The sequence below is a fragment of the Micromonospora carbonacea genome, assembly GCF_014205165.1.
Lineage (GTDB): Bacteria > Actinomycetota > Actinomycetes > Mycobacteriales > Micromonosporaceae > Micromonospora > Micromonospora carbonacea.
The window spans coordinates 2,935,657-2,949,491 of the sequence record NZ_JACHMZ010000001.1; the positions used below are offsets into that span (position 1 = coordinate 2,935,657).

At 75.4% G+C, this 13,835-nt stretch carries 14 protein-coding genes and 1 pseudogene; 14 read left to right on the plus strand and 1 reads right to left on the minus strand.

The features are described 5' to 3' along the window. The first annotated feature begins 58 nt into the window (after positions 1-58). The 6 genes and pseudogenes from HDA31_RS12735 to HDA31_RS12760 all read left to right on the plus strand — a co-directional run bounded on the left by HDA31_RS12735 (position 59) and on the right by HDA31_RS12760 (position 5,980). Positions 59-787 carry an SRPBCC family protein gene (locus tag HDA31_RS12735; RefSeq protein WP_178065225.1) on the plus strand — a complete coding sequence of 243 codons (729 nt, stop codon included), beginning with the start codon at positions 59-61 and terminating at the stop codon, positions 785-787. Further along, entirely contained in the window at positions 780-1,211 is a 432-nt protein-coding gene (locus tag HDA31_RS12740; RefSeq protein WP_178065226.1) for a cupin domain-containing protein, read from the plus strand. Before HDA31_RS12735 ends, HDA31_RS12740 begins: the two co-directional genes overlap by 8 nt. Further along, positions 1,208-2,473: pseudogene (locus tag HDA31_RS12745) on the plus strand (beta-ketoacyl-[acyl-carrier-protein] synthase family protein); the annotation flags it as partial. The gene HDA31_RS12740 and the pseudogene HDA31_RS12745, both read left to right, overlap by 4 nt. Before the next feature lie 104 nt (positions 2,474-2,577). Beyond that, positions 2,578-3,867: a beta-ketoacyl synthase N-terminal-like domain-containing protein gene (locus HDA31_RS12750; protein ID WP_178065227.1), complete on the plus strand. Its 1,290-nt coding sequence runs from the start codon at positions 2,578-2,580 to the stop codon at positions 3,865-3,867. Beyond that, positions 3,864-4,181, plus strand: a complete 318-nt coding sequence (locus HDA31_RS12755) for an antibiotic biosynthesis monooxygenase family protein (protein ID WP_178065228.1) — start codon at positions 3,864-3,866, stop codon at positions 4,179-4,181. The genes HDA31_RS12750 and HDA31_RS12755 overlap by 4 nt, the downstream gene beginning before the upstream one ends. A gap of 404 nt (positions 4,182-4,585) precedes the next feature. Continuing rightward, positions 4,586-5,980 carry a class I adenylate-forming enzyme family protein gene (locus tag HDA31_RS12760; RefSeq protein ID WP_178067516.1) on the plus strand — a complete coding sequence of 465 codons (1,395 nt, stop codon included), beginning with the start codon at positions 4,586-4,588 and terminating at the stop codon, positions 5,978-5,980. A 50-nt stretch (positions 5,981-6,030) separates the two neighbouring features. On the opposite strand, the gene HDA31_RS32195 is transcribed toward HDA31_RS12760, so the two are convergent. Beyond that, complete coding sequence (locus HDA31_RS32195) at positions 6,031-6,666, minus strand: 4'-phosphopantetheinyl transferase family protein (protein ID WP_246383913.1); 636 nt, start codon at positions 6,664-6,666, stop codon at positions 6,031-6,033. Between the two features lie 16 nt (positions 6,667-6,682). Here HDA31_RS32195 and HDA31_RS12770 point away from each other — a divergent pair, with 16 nt between their 5' ends. The 8 genes from HDA31_RS12770 to HDA31_RS12805 are packed head-to-tail and all read left to right on the plus strand — an operon-like array spanning position 6,683 to position 13,834. After that, positions 6,683-6,949, plus strand: coding sequence for an acyl carrier protein (locus HDA31_RS12770; RefSeq protein ID WP_043968887.1), 267 nt, complete (start codon positions 6,683-6,685; stop codon positions 6,947-6,949). Further along, complete coding sequence (locus HDA31_RS12775; protein ID WP_178065229.1) at positions 6,949-7,194, plus strand: acyl carrier protein; 246 nt, start codon at positions 6,949-6,951, stop codon at positions 7,192-7,194. Before HDA31_RS12770 ends, HDA31_RS12775 begins: the two co-directional genes overlap by 1 nt. Then, complete coding sequence (locus HDA31_RS12780) at positions 7,187-8,281, plus strand: beta-ketoacyl synthase N-terminal-like domain-containing protein (protein WP_178065230.1); 1,095 nt, start codon at positions 7,187-7,189, stop codon at positions 8,279-8,281. Before HDA31_RS12775 ends, HDA31_RS12780 begins: the two co-directional genes overlap by 8 nt. Then, on the plus strand, positions 8,278-8,862 hold the full coding sequence (locus tag HDA31_RS12785; protein WP_074477219.1) for a beta-ketoacyl synthase chain length factor: 585 nt from the start codon (positions 8,278-8,280) through the stop codon (positions 8,860-8,862). Before HDA31_RS12780 ends, HDA31_RS12785 begins: the two co-directional genes overlap by 4 nt. Continuing rightward, positions 8,859-10,475: a class I adenylate-forming enzyme family protein gene (locus HDA31_RS12790; RefSeq protein WP_178065231.1), complete on the plus strand. Its 1,617-nt coding sequence runs from the start codon at positions 8,859-8,861 to the stop codon at positions 10,473-10,475. The genes HDA31_RS12785 and HDA31_RS12790 overlap by 4 nt, the downstream gene beginning before the upstream one ends. After that, a complete protein-coding gene (locus HDA31_RS12795; protein ID WP_178065232.1) occupies positions 10,472-11,740 on the plus strand; it encodes a beta-ketoacyl-[acyl-carrier-protein] synthase family protein in 1,269 nt (422 codons plus the stop codon). Before HDA31_RS12790 ends, HDA31_RS12795 begins: the two co-directional genes overlap by 4 nt. Before the next feature lie 58 nt (positions 11,741-11,798). Beyond that, entirely contained in the window at positions 11,799-12,908 is a 1,110-nt protein-coding gene (gene hppD / locus HDA31_RS12800) for a 4-hydroxyphenylpyruvate dioxygenase (protein WP_178067518.1), read from the plus strand. Next, the gene (locus HDA31_RS12805; protein ID WP_178065233.1) at positions 12,905-13,834 is read left to right on the plus strand and encodes a phytanoyl-CoA dioxygenase family protein; all 930 of its coding nucleotides are present in this window, start codon (positions 12,905-12,907) and stop codon (positions 13,832-13,834) included. The genes hppD and HDA31_RS12805 overlap by 4 nt, the downstream gene beginning before the upstream one ends. The last annotated feature ends 1 nt before the right edge of the window (position 13,835 follow it).

A 13,835-nucleotide genomic window follows, 5' to 3' on the forward strand; every position in this document is an offset into this window, starting at 1 on the left:
GAAGCCCCGTTCGCGTCCCCGCCGCCGGTCCGCCCGGCCCCGACCAGAGGAGAAACTGATGACCGTCACCCACGGCCGCCCGCTCACCGCCGAGATCACCGAGATCCTGGTGGCGAACTGCGGCCTGGACGCCGAGGCCGCGGCCCGGGAGCCCGGGGCGTCCCTGGAGGACCTCGGCATGGACTCCCTCGCCCTGCTCGAACTGTCGGCGGTGGTCGCCGACCGGTACCGGGTGCGCCTGCCCGAGGACGCCACGCGGCTGAGCATCGCCGAGGTCGCCGACCTGGTCGCCGGGGCGACCGACCCGCCCGGGCACACCGAGAACAGCATCGTCATCGCCGCGCCGCTGCGGCTGGTGTGGGACCTGACCAACGACGTGGCGCACTGGCCGGACCTGTTCACCGAGTACGCCTCGGCGCAGATCCTCGAACGCGACGGCCGCACCGTGCGGTTCCGCCTCACCATGCACCCCGACGAGAACGGCGCCGTGTGGAGCTGGGTGAGCGAACGCACCACCGACTGGGAGAACCGCGAGGTGCGGGCGCACCGGGTGGAGACCGGCCCGTTCGAGTACATGCGCATCCACTGGCGCTACGACACCGAGCCGGAGGGCACCCGGATGACCTGGGTGCAGGACTTCGCGATGCACCCGAGCGCCCCCCTGGACAACGCCGGGATGACCGAGCGGATCAACACCAACAGCCGCGTCCAGCTCGCGGTCATCAAGGAACGGATCGAGCGGGCGGCGCGGGCCGGCTCCGCCACCCCGGGAGGCGACGATGAGTGAGACCACCGCCCAGCGGACGGCCGACGACCCGGCGCACCGGACGGTCGCCGCCCGCGACGTGCCGGCCGACCGGCGGCGCGGCGGCGAGCTGCGGGTGCTGCTCGGGCCGAGGACGGTCGGCAGCACCTCCGGGTTCATGGGGGTCGCCGCCCTCGCCCCGGGCGAGCGCATCGCCGAGCACTACCACCCGTACAGCGAGGAGTTCCTGTACGTGGCGCGGGGGGCGATCACCGTGGACCTGGACGACCGGCCGGTGCCGCTGGCCGCCGGGGAGGCGCTGCTCGTGCCGGTCAACGTGCGGCACCGGCTGCGCAACACCGGCGCGGAGCCGGCCGAGGTGGTGTTCCACCTCGGTCCCCTCGCGCCCCGGCCCGAGCTGGGGCACGTCGACACCGAGCCGGCGGAACAGCGGGGCGCGTCGTGACCGCGCGCCGCACGGTGGTGACCGGCATCGGGGTGGTCGCCCCGGGCGGCGTGACCCGGGACCGGTTCTGGAAGACGATCACGGAGGGGCGCACGGCGACGCGGCGGATCACGTTCTTCGACCCGTCGCCGTTCCGTTCCCGCATCGCCGCCGAGTGCGACTTCGACCCGGTCGCCGCCGGGCTCACCGAGGCCGAGCGGCGCCGCGCCGACCGGTACGTGCAGTTCGCCCTGGCCTGCTCGATCGAGGCGGTCGCCGACAGCGGCCTGGAGCTGACCGACGCGCAGCGCGACCGCGCCGGGGTGGTGCTTGGCACCGCCGTCGGCGGCACCATGGCCCTGGAGCAGGAGTACGTGACCGTCAGCGACTCCGGCAGCCGCTGGCTGGTCGACCACGACCGCGGCGGGCCGTACCTGTACCAGGCGCTCGTGCCCAGCAGCCTGGCCGCCGACGTGGCCTGCCGGCACGGGCTGCACGGGCCGGCGCAGGTGGTCTCGACCGGCTGCACGTCCGGCATCGACGCCATCGGGTACGCCCACCAGCTCATCGCCGACGGCGAGGCGGACATCGTCCTCGCGGGGGCGGCGGACTCGCCGATCTCCCCGGTCACCGTCGCCTCGTTCGACGCGATCAAGGCGACCAGCCCCGACAACGACGACCCGGCGCACGCGTCGCGCCCGTTCGACGCCGACCGGCACGGTTTCGTCCTCGCCGAGGGCGCGGCGGTGCTGGTGCTGGAGGAGTACGGGCACGCCCGCCGCCGGGGCGCGCACGTCTACTGCGAGGTCGCCGGGTACGCCAGCCGCAGCAACGGCTACCACATGACGGGGCTGCGCCCCGACGGGCTGGAGATGGGGCTGGCCATCTCGGCGACCCTGAAGCAGGCGCGGCTGATCCCGCAGCAGGTCTCCTACATCAGCGCGCACGGCTCCGGCACCCGGCAGAACGACCGGCACGAGACGGCGGCGTTCAAGCGGGCCCTCGGCGAGGCCGCCCGCCGGGTGCCGATCAGCTCCATCAAGTCCATGGTGGGGCACTCCCTCGGCGCGATCGGCTCCATCGAGATGGCCGCCTGCGCCCTCGCCATCGAGTACGGCGTGGTGCCGCCGACGGCCAACTGGGCCACCCGGGATCCGGAGTGCGACCTGGACTACGTGCCGAACGTGGCCCGGGAGCTGCCGGTGGACGTGGCCCTGTCGGTGGGCAGCGGGTTCGGCGGCTTCCAGTCGGCGATGGTGTTCCGCCGGCTGGCCGGCACGACGCATGGCGGCACGACGCACGGCGGGACGCCGCTGGGCGGCGCGGCGCCCGGCGGGACGACGCACGGCGGGGCGGCGCGTGGGGCGGCCGGGGAAGGCCGGGCGGCGTGACCACCCGGGCGGTGGTCACCGGGATCGGGGTGGTCGCCCCGAGCGGCATCGGCGCCGAGGCGCACTGGTCCACGGTGGTGTCGCGGACCCGGCGCACCGGGCCGATCACCCTGTTCGACCCGGCGTCCTATCCCACCCGCGTCGCCGGTCAGGTGCCCGACTTCGAGGCGCTGACCTGGGCGGACAACCGTCGGCTGGTGCAGACGGACCGGTGGACGCACCTGGGGTTCGCGGCGACCCGGCTGGCGCTTGCCGACGCCGGGCTGCCCGAGCACGCCCCCGACCCCTACGGCTACGCGGTGACCCTGGCCAGCTCGTCGGGCGGGAACCTGTTCGGGCAGCGGGAGCTGCAACGGCTGTGGGGCGGGCCGTCGCGCACCGTGGGGGCGTACCAGTCGATCGCCTGGTTCTACGCCGCCAGCGTCGGGCAGCTCTCCATCCACCACCAGTTCAAGGGCCCCTGCGGGGTGCTGGTCAGCGAGTCGGCCGGCGGGCTGGACAGCCTCGCCCACGCGGTGCGCACCGTGCGGCGGGGCACCCCCGTGGTGATCGCCGGGGCCACCGAGTGCCCGCTGAGCCCGTACGCGCTGGCCTGCCAGCTGCGGTCCGGGCTGCTCAGTGCCGCCGCCGACCCCGCCGGGGCGTACCGGCCGTTCGACGTCGACGCCGCCGGTTACGTCCCGGCCGAGGGCGGCGCGGTGTTCGTGGTGGAGGAGCTGTCGCACGCCCTGGCCCGGGGGGCCCGCATCTACGGGGAGGTGACCGGCTGGGGGGCGACCCACGACGCGGCGCACACCGGCCCCGACTCCGCCGGGGACCCCGCCCAGTACGCGCGGGCGATGCGGCTGGCCCTGGACCGGGCCGGCGTCACCCCCGACGACGTGGACGTGGTGCTGCCCGACGCGCTGGGCACGCCCCGCCACGACCGGGCCGAGGCCGACGCGCTGCGCGCGGTGTTCGGGGACCGGCCCGTGCCGGTGACCACGGCCAAGCCGCTGACCGGCCGGGCGCACCAAGGCGGGTCGGCGCTGGACGTGGCCACGGCGCTGCTGGCCTTCGCCCACGACACGCTGCCCGCGTCCGCCGGCCCGGACCGGCCGGCCGACGGCTGCGAGCTGGACTTCCTACGGGAGGCCCGCCGGCCCGCGTCCCGGGTGGCGCTGGTGGCCGCCCGGGGGTTCGACGGTTTCAACAGCGCGCTGGTGCTGCGGGGCGCGGCGGCCCGCCCGGCGCCGACGCCCCGCCGGGCGGCCGAGCCCGGCCCGACCCAGGGAGCGGCACGATGATCGGACAGCGGGCGCGGGTGGTCTTCCTGGTCAGGGTGCCGCAGCAGCGCACCGGGGACTTCCTGCGCGCCTACGAGGCGATCCGGCACCTGGTCGCCGAGGGGGTGCCGGGGCACCTGGTGGATCAGGTGTGCCGCTCGTCGGCCGACCCGGAGCAGTGGCTGATCACCAGCGAGTGGGTGAACCTGGCCGCGTTCGAGGCGTGGGAGCGCAGCCCGGAGCACCGGGACCTGGTCAGGCCGATGCGGGAGTGCTTCACCGACGCCCGGTCGCTGCGGTTCGTCGTGCACGCGCAGACGCCGGCCCTGGCCTGACCTCGCGGGCGGGGGCTCCCCTCCGCGGGAAGATCGTGTATCTTCGATGGGTGGCCGCCGGCCGGCGGCCACCCATCGGCCGTCGGGCCGACGCGGGAGGCTGTCTGGCCGAGCGTGGTCGGGCGGCCGGGTCGGATTCGGGCAGGCTGCCGCCCGGGTGCGCCGGCTCGACGGCGGGCAGGCTCCCGCCCCGCGGCGGCGGTGTCGCCGGCGGCCTCGCGGCCCCCGATCCTGCCCGGCGAACCGGCTGACCGGCAATCGGGCCGCACGACCTTTTTGATCTAGCCATTTGCATCTAGTAATGGTCTCGACGGCTGTCGTAGTGTTCCGTCAGCACCCCGGAAGACGCACCACATTGGGCAGCTATGCCCTTTTTCGATGCTGGGCGGTAGACCACAGTGACCATGGATCGTTCGGCAGCAGCATCTACAGTAGACCACCCTGGCTGGGTTGACGACCTTTTGCTGGCCGGCCCGGCGACCGAAGTATGTCTGCGGCTGCCCGACCCGGTGGACCGGGGCACGCTGCGCCGGCTCGTCGGCGAGGCCCAGGCCCGGCTCACCGGCGCCGGGCTGCGTCCCGGCGGGGCCGCCGCGCTGCGCCTGCCGCCCTCGCTGGCGTACGTGGTGAACCTCCTCGCCACCTGGCGCGCCGGGGCCCAGGCGATCCTGCTCGACCACCGGCTCACCGACCACGAGGTGCAGGGCGCGCTCGCCCGGCTCACCCCGCAGGTCGTCGTCGCCCCGGTGCGCAGCGGCGGCGCCGCGCTGAAGATCTTCGTCGACGTCACCGAGGGCGTCACCGCCTACTCGGACCGGCCCGCCGGCAGCCCGCACGCGGTGATCCAGCTCAGCTCCGGCTCCACGGGTCCGTCCAAGGTGATCGGTCGCAGCGCCGCGTCCCTCGTGGCCGAGGTGCGCCGCTACACGCGCATCGACGGCGTGGCCCTGCCCGGCGAGCGGATCATCCTGCTGCCGTCCATGGTGCACGTGCTCGGCCTCGTCGGCGGGCTGCTCTACGGCCTGCACGCCCACGTGACGCTGGTGCCGCCGGACCGGCTCAGCGGCGACGCGGTGCTGGCCGCCATCGCCGCCGACGACACCCCGGCCACCGTGCTCGGCGTGCCGTTCCACATCGGACTGCTGGCCTCCACCCGGCCGACCGGCCCGCTGCCGCAGCTCAAGCGGATGACCACCGGCGGCGAGCTGGTCCCGCCGGCCGTCGTCACCGCGTTCGTCGACCGCTTCGGCGTGCCGCTGGGCAACATGTACGGGATGACCGAGGTCGGCGTCATCGGCACCGACCTGCACGGCTGGCACCGGCCGTCGATCGCCCCCGCCCCCGGGATCACCGTCCGCGAGTCGGCCACCGGCGAGCTGTGGGTGAGCTGTCCGGACTCGCCGTACGTGGGGCTGTCCGACCCGGACCGCTGGGCCGACGGCTGGCTGCACACCCGCGACGCCGGCACCGTCGACCCCGGGACCGGTCTGGTCACCGTGCGCGGCCGGCTCGACTCGCAGGTCTCCGTCGGCGGGCTGAAGGTCGATCTCACCGAGGTCGAGGCCACCCTCGCCGGGCTGCCCGGCGTCGCCGCCGCCGTGGTCGTGCACGACGGCGACATCACCGCGTACGTGCAGCCGGACGGGCCGCTGTCGGAGGAGGTGCTGGAGAAGCTGCTCGCCGAGCGGCTCGCCGCCTACAAGCGGCCCCGCGTCCTGCACCTGCTCGACCGGCTGCCCCGCACCACCACCGGCAAGCTGGTCCGGTCGACCGAGGCGCTGCGGGCGGCCGCGCCGTGACCGGCCCGCTCCGGTGGCCCGTCGCGGCACCCGTCGGCCTGACTGATCAATCAGTCGATCACCAGCTCGACGCCGTCCGCCGGCCCGTCGACCGCGACGGCCAGCACCAGGTCACCGGCCAGCACCGGCCCGTCGCCGCCGGGGGGCAGCCGGGGATGGCCGACCCGCAGGCCGCCGGCCCCCGGGACGGGGCGCAGCAACTCGCCGGGGCCGCCGGGCACCGGCATCGGCCGGCGCAGGCCGCCGTCGCGCAACCCGCGCCCGAGCGCCTTGCCGACCGCCTCCTTGGCCGTCCACAGCAGCAGGAACGCCTCGACCTGGCACCCGGGAGGGCGTCCGTGCAGCCAGGCGGCCTCCTGCGGGGCGTACCAGCGGCGGGCCAGCGCCAGCGCGGGCAGCTCCCGGCGGCGCTCGGCGTCGACGCCGACCCCGCCGCCGCGGCGGGCCGCCACCACCACGATCCCGCCGGCGTGGCTGACGCTCACCGGCAGCTCCACCGCGTCACCGGCGTCGACGAGCGGCCGCCCGGCCGCATCGCGTCCCACCCGGATCTCCGCCTCCGCCCGGCCGAGCAGCGCGCCACCCGCGCGCCGCAGCAGCCGCCGGGCCGCCGCCGGCCGATCGCCGTCGGTACGGCCGAGGAACACGTACACGGTGTCCCGACCGGGCACCGCTGACTGGCTCACGGAAAGAGGTTAACCAATGCGCGACGAGGTCCGTGCCTTCGTCATCTCCCAGCTCGACGACATGAACTACGACGTCGACGGCATCGACGACGACACCACCCTCGGCCCGGCCGGCGTCGATTTGGAGTCGCTGGCCCTGGCCGACCTGGCCGTCCGCGTCGAGGACCGCTACGGCCTGAAGTTCGCCGACGACGAGTCCGAGAAGCTGGCGCTGATGACGGTCGGCGAGTTCACCACGATGGTCGCCGACCGGGTCGCCGCGACGGCCGACGGCAACTCCTGATGGCCGGTCAGCCCGACCTGGGGCGAGCTGACCTGCTGACGATGCTCGCCGAGATGACCGCGAAGCCGGCCGGCCAGGTGTCCGACCGGGTGGGCTCGATGGAGCTCGCCTGGCTGGTCCACCTCGTCGAACAACGCTACGACCGCCGGCTCGACCTCACCGACGACCAGCTCGCCGGCATCCGGACGGTCGACGACGCCCTGGCGGTGTTCCACACCTGCCTGACCGCCCCCGCAGATGGCTGAGCGGGCCCCCGTACGGATCACCGGTGTCCACGCGCTCAGCGCCCTCGGCAGGGGCGCCGACGCCCAGCTCGCCGGGGTGCTCGCCGGAGCCCCCGCGTTCCGGCCCGTCGGCCGCTTCGACACCAGCGCCCGCCGCGTCGGTGTGGCGGCCACCCTGGCCGACGTCGGCCCGCTGGCCGACGAGCTGACCGAGGCGGTGCACACCGCGTGCGCCGCCGCCGGGCTCGACACCGCCGCCCGGGCCGCCGCGCCGCTGCTGCTCGCCGCCCACGGTGGCGCGGGCGTGCCGCCGCTGGCCGGGGAGCTGGCCCGCCGGTGCGGGCTGGCCGGTGCGCCCCGGGTCTACACCAGCGCCTGCGTGTCCGCGTCCACCGCGGTCGCCGACGCCGCCGCGCTGATCGGCCGCGGCGTCGTCGACCGGGTCGTCGTCGCCGCCGGGTACCTGGTCGAACCCGACCAGTACGCGCTCTTCGACGCCGGCCGGGCCCTCGCCACCGACGGCGCGGTCCGCCCGTTCAGCGCCGGGCGGCGCGGGCTGCTGCTCGGCGACGGCGTGGCCGCCGTGGTGCTGGAGTCCGCCGACGCGGCGGCCCGGCGGGACGCGCCGACGCTGGCCTCGGTGCTCGGCTGGGGCCGGGCCGGCGACGCCTATCACCCCTGCCAGCCCGACCCGCAGGGGCGCGGCCTGGCCCGCGCGCTCGGCGCGGCCCTGCGCCGCGCCGGCCTGCGACCCGAGGACATTGGGTACGTCAACGCCAACGCCACCGGCACCGGCTACAGCGACGCGGCCGAGGCGGCGGCGCTGCGGCTGGCCTGGGGCGAGCACGCGCACCAGGTGCCGGTCAGCTCCACCAAGGCGCTGCACGGGCACGCGCTGGAGGCGTCCGGGCTGCTGGAGCTGGTGGTGACCGTGCTGGCCGTGCGGCATGGGAAGCTGCCGGTCAACGCCGGCTGGCTCGGCCCCGACGAGGCGTGCCCGCTCGACGTCATCCGCGACGCGCCCCGCCCCGCCGCCACCGGTTACGCGGTGAGCCTCAACGCGGCGTTCGGCGGGGCCAACACCGCCCTGCTGGTAGGTGCGGCATGACCGGCTCCGGGGAACTGCCGACGACGACGGACGGCCGGCTGCGAGTGCTCGCGCGGGCGAGCTGGCCGGAGCCGGGCGACGCCGACCCGCCGACCCTGCCCGGGTTCGTGCACTCGCGGTTCAGCCCGGTCGTCGCGGCCGTCGCCGACCGGTGCCTCACCCGACGCCACGGCGGGCGACCGGCCCCGGAACCGGCCGGCGGGCGCACCGCGGTGGTGCTGGTCAGCGCCGCCGGGGACCGGGCCAGCGCCGACCACGTGCACGCCACGGTCGCCGCCGGGGGGCGACCCGGGCCGCTGTTCTTCTTCCAGTCGGTGCCCAACAGCGTCGCCGGGCACGTCGCCGCGCGCTGGGGGCTGGGCGGGCCGGTGGTCTGCCTCGCCCCGACCGGGGACCCGCTGGCCGAGGGCACGGCCGAGGCCGAACTGCTGCTGAGCGACGGCGACGCCGACGAGGCACTGCTGATTCTGATCGAACAGGCACCCGACGACGCCGGTGCGGGCGTCGAGGCCGCAGTGCCGGGCGACCCGCCCGGCACCGCCGCCGTCGCGGTGCTGCTGGGGGGAGGAGACGCATCATGAGGACCAAGGGACTGCGCGGCCTGCTGGCCGCCGACACCGAGCTGGGCGCCGGCAACGTGCTGGCCCGGGTGCTGGCGCACGGCGCCGACCCGGACGGCCCCGGCCTGACCTTCGACACGGAGGTCGACGGGCACCCCGCCGAGCGCCCGCTGACGCTCGGCCAGCTCGACGAGCGGGTCGCCGCCCGCGCCGCCTGGCTGCGCGCCCGGGGCGTCAAGCCCCGCGACCCCGTCGCCGTCTGGGCCACCGCCGCCGCCGACATGGTGCTCAGCTTCCTGGCGCTGACCCGCCTCGGCGCGATCCCCGCGCTGATGAACGGCAAGCTGCGCCCGGAGATCGCCGCCGAGTACATCCGCCGGCTGCGCGGCGCGGGCGTCCTCGCCGACGCCGCGCACACCGAGCTGCTGGCCGGGCACGACCTCGGCGCGCCGCTGCTCGGCACGCCCGCCGACGCCGGCACGGGCGACCCGGCCGCCGCGGGGGCCCACTACCGGCACCACCCCGACGACCCGATCGTCATCACCCACACCTCCGGCACCACCGGCGTGCCCAAGGCCGTGCTGCACTCGCACGCGAGCCTGTTCGCCGCCACCCGGCACCTGCTGTCGATGCCGCAGGCGCAGGGCACCCGCCGCATCCTCAACGCGCTGCCCGCCCCGCACACCGCGACCGTGCTCATGGTCAACCAGGCGCTGGGCAACCGGGCGGAGATGTTCCTGCTGTCCGACCAGGGCGGCGAGCGGGTCCTCGACGCGATCCAGCGGTGGCGGCCCGACGGCGTGTTCGGGTTCTCCGTCACCTGGGCGGAGCTGGCCCGGTTCGACCTGTCCGCGTACGACCTGGACTCGGTGCGGCTGTGGTTCAACACCGGCGACTGCTCGCACGAGCCGCACGTGCGCCGGCTCGTCGCGGTCGGCTCGCGGGACACCGTGACCCGGCAGGGCGTGGCGCGGGTGCCCGGCTCCGTGTTCATCGACGGGCTGGGCTCCAGCGAGATGGGCCACTCGATGTTCCACATCACGCACACCGCCGACACCGACCGGTACGGCCGCTGCGTGGGCCGCCCGTACCAGTTCACGAAGGTCGCCGTGCTCGACGCCGACGGCAACGAGCTGCCCCCGGGCCAGGTCGGCTTCCTCGGCATCGACTCGCCGTCGCTGTTCCGGGGCTACTGGAACGACTCGGTCACCACCTACCGGTTCCGGCTGCGCGGCTGGTACCTCACCGGCGACCTGGTCTACGCCGACGCCGACGGGCGCTACTACCACCTGGACCGGGCCGTCGACTCCGTCGAGGTCGGCGACGGCCGGCGCTTCTTCACCGCCCTGTCCGAGGAACGGGTCCTCGCCGCCTGCCCCGACGTCACCGACTGCACGGTGGTGATCGTCAAGGAGGACGACCGCGTCGTCACCGACGTGCTGCTGGAGCTGGCGGCCGGGGCCGACCCGGGCGTCGACCGCACCGAGGCGGTGCGCGCCGCGCTCGGCGCGGACGTCGGGGCGACCCTGCGCCGGGTGGTGCCGGTGCGCTCCGAGGACATCCCGGTCACCGTCACCGGCAAGGTCCGCAAGGTGGCGCTGCGCGAGCGCTACCTGACCGAGTCGTCGTCGTGACTGCCCTCGTCACCGGGATGGGCCTGCTCACCCCGGCCGGGCGGGGCGCGGGGGAGACCCTCGACGCCCTGCTCGCCGGCCGGTCGGGACTGGTCCGCCCGCCGCAGGAGCACCCGGCCCACGGGTCGCTGGAGGCCGCCGGGCTGCTGCCGGAGATCGACCCGCGCACGGTCGCGTCCGGACCGGAGACCCGGGTGCTGGACCGGATCGTCGTGCTCGCCCTGCTCGCCGCCGCCGACGCGCTCGCCGACGCCGGCATCGAGGTCGGCCGCGACGTCGACCCCGCCCGGATCGGGGTGATCGTCGGCGGCGTCGGCGGGATGGCCACCCTGGAGCGGCAGGTGCTGGCGCGGGCCGAGCGGGGCCGGGCGGCCGTCAGCCCGTACCTGCTCACCGGGATCCTGCCGAACATGCCGGCGGCGCGGATCGCCATCGCCCACGGCATCCGCGGCTACAGCTCGTCGGTCGGCACGGCGTGCGCCTCCGGCGCGCAGGCCGTCGCCGACGCGGTCCGGCTGATCCGGGCCGGGGAGGCCGACGTGGTGGTCTGCGGGGCCAGCGAGGCACCCCTGTTCCCCACCTTCGCCGACACCTTCGGCAACGCCCGGGCCCTCGCCCGGGGCTGGGCCGACCCGGCCGAGGCGAGCCGGCCGTTCGACGCCCGCCGCAACGGCTTCGTCCTCGCCGAGGGCGCGGCGCTGCTGGTGCTGGAACGCGCCGAGCACGCCGCCGCCCGGGGCGTGGCCGGCTACGCCGAGGTCGCCGGCTACGGGGCGAACACCGACGCCCACCATCCGACCGCGCCCCGGCCCGACGGGGCGGGGGCGGCCGAGTGCATGCGCCGGGCCCTGGCCGGTGGCGGCGTGACGGCCGGCGACGTCGGCTACGTCAACGCCCACGGCACCGGCACCAAGCTCGGCGACATCGCCGAGATCACCGCCCTGACCGACGTGTTCGGCGAGGGCGCGGTGCCGGTCAGCTCCACCAAGGCGCTCACCGGGCACCTGCTCGGCGCGTCCGGGGCGCTGGAGGCCGCCGCCACCGCGCTGGCGCTGGGCCGGGGACTGCTGCCGCCGACCTGGAATCTCGACGATCCGGACCCGGCCTGCCCGGCGGACCACGTCCGCAAGGAGGCCAGGCGGGCCGACGTGGAACACGCGCTGACCAACTCGTTCGGCTTCGGGGGGCAGAACGTGAGCCTGCTGCTGCGGCGCACCGCCGGTGCGGGTGCGCGCGCCGCCGCGCCGGGAGGTGATCCCGCGTAACACCCCGGGCGGGGAGCCCGGACGGCAGTCACGGGGGGACATGGGGAAGGGCTGGTACATGGACATCCGTTCTATAGATCACATCGAACTCTTCGTGGGGGACGCGCGGCAGGCAGCCTTCTACTTCGGCACGGCCGTCGGGTTCCGCCTCGCCGGTCAGGGCGGCCCCGAGACCGGGCTGGCGGGGCAGCGGTCGCTGCTGCTGCGCCAGGGCGACATCCGGATGGTGCTCACCTCCGGGCTGACCGCCGGGCACCGGGCGTCGGCGTACGTGCAGCGGCACGGCGACGGCATCGCGGTGGTGGCGCTGGAGGTCGACGACGCCGCCGGTGCGTACGCGGAACTGGTGGGCCGGGGGGCGACCCCGGTGACGCCGCCGACCACCTGCACCGGCGCGGACGCCGAGGTCGTCACCGCCGAGGTGGCCGGCTTCGGGGACGTGCTGCACCGGCTGGTGGAGCGCCGGGGCGACCGGCGCGAGTTCCTGCCCGGCGCGTTCGAGCCCACCGAGCCGGCCGGCGGCGACGACGGCCTGCTCGCCGAGATCGACCACCTGGCGATCTGCGTGCCGCCGGGGCAGCTCGACGCGACCGTCGCCCACTACGAGCGGGTCTTCGGCTTCGCGCAGATCTTCACCGAGCACGTCGAGGTCGCCGGGCAGGCGATGAACTCCACAGTGGTGCAGAGCCCGTCCGGGCGGGTCACCCTGGTGCTGCTGGAGCCGGACCGCGGCCACCGGCCCGGGCAGATCGACGCGTTCCTCACCGAGCACGCGGGTGCCGGCGTGCAGCACCTGGGGCTGCGCACCGACGACATCGTCACCGCCGTCGGCGCGCTGCGTTCCCGGGGCGTCCGGTTCGCCGGCACCCCCGGGGCCTACTACGACGACCTGGAGCGGCGGGTCGGCCCGGTCGACGCGCCGCTGGACCGGCTGCGCGAGCTGAGCATCCTGGTCGACCGCGACCACGGCGGCCAGCTCCTGCAGATCTTCACCGAGTCGATGCACGTGCGGCGCACCCTCTTCCTCGAACTCATCGAGCGACGCGGGGCGCTGACCTTCGGCAGCGGCAACATCAAGGCCCTCTACGAGGCCAAGGAACGGGAGCTGGCCGCGGCGGGGGCGACCCCCGCCGTCGCGGCCGGCACGGCACAAGGGGTTGGGGCATGACCACCACACAGATCCACCCGGCGCTGACCGCGCAGGAGGAGGCGCTGCTGCCGTCCGACGAGGACGTGCGGCACTACGCCGAGCACGGCTGGTACCTGTCGAAGAAGCTGTTCACCGACGAGGAGGTGGACGCCCTGGTGGCGGCCACCGACCGGTACTACGACGGCGAGCGGGACCGCACCCTGCCGGCGCGCCCGCCGAAGCTCGCCTACTGGGACCCGTCGAAGGGCCCGGTGCAGCGGCACAACGACTACGTCCACTACGAGCACGACGGAATCGCCGCGATCCTGCGCAAGCCGCTGCTCGGCGCGGTCGCCGCCCGGCTCGCGCGGGCCGCCGAGATCCGGGTGTTCCAGTCCACGCTGATCTACAAGCCGCCGATCGAGGGCGAGCCGTCGAACATCGTGCCCTGGCACTTCGACAAGCACTACTGGTCGTCCTCGTCGTCGGAGGACATGCTCACCGCGTTCATCCCGTTCCACGACTGCGGCGAGGAGATGGGCACCATCACCATGGTCGACGGGTCGCACCGGTGGAAGGAGATCGGCGCCGACGACACCGTCGTGCGGCACTTCGCCGAGCGCGACCGCGACCAGCTCGAGGAGATGCTGGCCCGCAACGCCGCGCACAACGACGCCCAGATCCGCAAGATCCCCATGGTGATCCCCAAGGGGCACGTGAGTTTCCACCACTGCCGCACCTACCACGGCAGCGGCGCGAACGTCAGCGGTCGCCCGCGCCGGGCGATCTCGCTGCACCTGCAGGACGGCGCGAACGCCTACCGGGAGTTTCCGCTCTCCGACGGCACCCTCGCCGCGTACAACCACGACGTGCTGGTCCGCCGCACCCACGACGGGCGGCCGGACTACGCGGACCCCGACTTCTGCCCGGTCATCTGGCGCGACCGCGCCCAGCAGGGAGGCTGAC